This window comes from Pseudomonas sp. GM84 (assembly GCF_000282535.1).
Classification (GTDB): Bacteria; Pseudomonadota; Gammaproteobacteria; order Pseudomonadales; family Pseudomonadaceae; genus Aquipseudomonas.
On record NZ_AKJC01000158.1, the window covers coordinates 1 to 2,922 of the forward strand.

2 protein-coding genes are annotated in these 2,922 nt (G+C 65.3%); one reads left to right on the forward strand and one right to left on the reverse strand.

What is annotated here, in order from left to right:
• Positions 1–342 precede the first annotated feature (342 nt).
• On the forward strand, positions 343–1,830 hold the full coding sequence (locus tag PMI38_RS13490) for a methylenetetrahydrofolate reductase C-terminal domain-containing protein (protein ID WP_008094821.1): 1,488 nt from the start codon (positions 343–345) through the stop codon (positions 1,828–1,830).
• On the opposite strand, the gene yjiA is transcribed toward PMI38_RS13490, so the two are convergent.
• Positions 1,790–2,767, reverse strand: coding sequence for a GTPase (gene yjiA, locus PMI38_RS13495; RefSeq protein WP_008094822.1), 978 nt, complete (start codon positions 2,765–2,767; stop codon positions 1,790–1,792). The genes PMI38_RS13490 and yjiA overlap by 41 nt on opposite strands.
• Between the last annotated feature and the right edge of the window lie 155 nt (positions 2,768–2,922).

Genomic DNA, 2,922 nt, shown 5'->3' on the forward strand with positions numbered 1-2,922 from the left:
TCCTACATTTGTTGCAACGTGCCTATGTCTGATGAGGCATGGTTGCCAGCCTTGTTGGCACGGCGAGATTTTTCGGCTGGTGCTGCTGGCGCCCCTGCAATTTCAAGACATGCACCAAGGCTAACAACCATGGCCTGACAGGAATGGCACGTTGCAACAAATGTAGGAGCGGATTTATCCGCGATGCGCCGCGCGGGCGGCGCTCGATTTGCGCACCACCCTAAGACCCAAGCTCCTGCCCCCCAATGTCTTGTTCAGAGCATCCCCCTGCGCATCTGGACATGACCCCACTCGACACTTGCTCCACACTGTCGCCCTGAACCCTCCAGGTGCCACCCTGCCATGAGCCTGCTGAAATCGGCGCTTCGCGAAAAATCCTTCGTCTGCGTCATGGAGTTCGTCCCCAAACCCTCGGCGCAACGCTTCGCCGCCATGCAGGCCATCATGCAGCGCGGGCACCTCTGTGGCTGGCCCATGACCCTGGCCATCGGCGACCGGGTCGCCAGCCCGCTGGAGCTATCGCCGCTGGATGCCCTCGACAGCTTCAGCACGCCCCTGCCCGCCCTGCCCCACTTCTCCGGCAAGGACCGCGAACGCCACCACCTGCTGGCGCAATTGCAGCGCATGGACGCCGCCGGCCTCGATCAACTGCTGCTGCTCACGGGCGACCGCCTGCCCGGCCATCAACCCGGTGAGCGGCCGGTGCGTTACCTGGAATCGGTCGCCGCCCTGCAGATCGCCCGTCAGGCGTGCCCCCACTGGCTGCTCGGTGCTGCGCTCAACCCGTTCAAGTACCTTGAAGAAGAAGGCGGTGCGCAATACCTAAAGGCGCAGAAAAAGCTCGCCGCCGGTGCCGACTTCCTGATCCTGCAATTGGGCTTCGATGCCGACAAGCATCAGGAGGCCCTGCAGTGGATGAACCGGCAAGCCGCGCCGAAACCGTTGCTGGCCTGCCTCATGAGCCTCACCCACGGCCGCGCGGCGATGCTCGAACACGTCGCCGGCGTCACCGTCACGCCTTCGATGCGCGCCATGCTCGAAGCCGAAGCTGCCGTTTCCAAAACCTTCGCCCAGACGCGCAGCATCGATCGCCTGGCCTTGCAGATCATCGGGGTGAAGCTGATGGGCTACGCTGGCGTACACCTGTCGGGGGTGCACGAACTCGAGCAGTTGCTCGCGCTGGAGGCGCGCATCGAACACTGGCAGGCACGCATTCATTCACTGGCGCAATGGGCACCGGCCTGGGCGCAGAGCTGGCAGATGCCTGGCCTGCCTGGCGTGACCTTCCACCCGCCGTTGGCCGACTGGCGCAATGGCCAATCCCTGGTCAGCGCCTCGGCCGCGGAGAAACTGCGTTACCACCTGCTGCACGGGTTCCACGCAGCGCTGTTCAGCCGCAACAACTGGCTGAGCAAGGCGTTCGGCTGGGTGGTACGCCGGCCTCTGTGGGGCACGGCCAAGGGTGCGCGGCTACTGCATGGACTGGAGCGCAGCGTGAAGCGGCCGCTGTTGGGCTGCGATACCTGTGGCCGCTGCCGCCTGGAAGACACCTTGTACATCTGCCCGGAAACCTGCCCCAAGGGCCTGGCCAACGGCCCCTGCGGCGGCACCTCGCTCAATCGCTGCGAGTTCGGCGACCGCGAGTGCATCCACAGCGTCAAGTACCGCACCGCCAAGGCGGTGCAGCAGACCGCCGTGCTCAGCGAGCGGCTGATCCCCTGTATCGAGGTCGAAACCCGCCACCGCAGCTCCTGGCCACAGTGGTTCGAGGCTCAGCCAGCGCGCCGCCTCAGCCCGCAGCCAGCGCCTCGAACCCAGCCCGAATCCTAGCCTCGGGCAGTTCATCGGCGATGAACACCATCACGCTCTCGCGCGCTTCGCCCTCGGCCCACTCGGCGTCCCAGTCGAAGCCGTAGAGCTTGAGCACGCCCTGGAACACCAGGCGACGTGCTTCGCCGGCGATGTTGAGCACGCCCTTGTAGCGCAGCAGTTGCTTGCCGTGGGTTTCCAGCAGGTCGTTCATGAAGTCGCTGAGGCGGTCGATGTCGAGCGGGGTCTCGGTACGCAGCACCAGGGTCGAGATGCGGTCCGGCGTCGCGGGCTTGAGCAGCGGGCGCAGGGTCGGCTTGAGGTTCGCGCCCAGGTCCGGGTTGAGGTTGAAACCACGTACATCGAGCAGCTCGGCCAGGTCGATACGGCCGTGCTCGACCACACGGATGCTGGCCCGGCCATTGATGCGCGCCAGACGCGCCTGCAGCGCCTCCACCGCCGCCGGCTCGACCAGGTCGGTCTTGCTCAGCAGCAGGCGATCGGCAAAGCCGACCTGGGCCTGGGCGATGGCCTGGGTCAGGTGCACCTCGGCATGGGCGGCATCGACCAGGGTGATGATGCCGTCAAGGATGTAGCGATCGCGCAGTTCCTCTTCGATGAAGAAGGTCTGCGCCACTGGCGCCGGGTCGGCCAGGCCCGTGCACTCGATCACCAGGCGGTCGAAGGCGATCTCGCCGGCATCCAGGCGTTCGAGCAGCAGGTACAGCGCACGGGTCAGGTCGCCATGGATGCTGCAGCACACACAGCCGTTGGCCAGGGTCATTACCTGCACCGGCTCGTCGCCCAGCAGCTGGCTGTCGATGCCGGCTTCGCTGAATTCGTTCTCGATCACGGCGATTTTCAGGCCGTGCTCGGCCTTGAGCATGTACTTGAGTAGCGTGGTCTTGCCGGCTCCCAGGAAGCCAGTGAGCACGGTTACGGGAATAGGCGTCTGCACGCAGAAATGCTCCTGTGCGGAAAAAACAATGGCCCCATCGCCGGCCAGCCGGCTCCCACAGGTTCCACCGCAGGCCTCAAGGCTTGTGGGGTGTCTGTGGGGTCCCACTGGTTCTCCGCAGGCCTCAAGGCTTACGGTGAACCTGTGGGAGCCGG

Coding starts and splice junctions, on each gene's coding strand:
- PMI38_RS13490 (WP_008094821.1), top strand. CDS start 343: ATGAGCCTGCTGAAATCGGCGCTTCGCGAAAAATCCTTCGTCTGCGTC.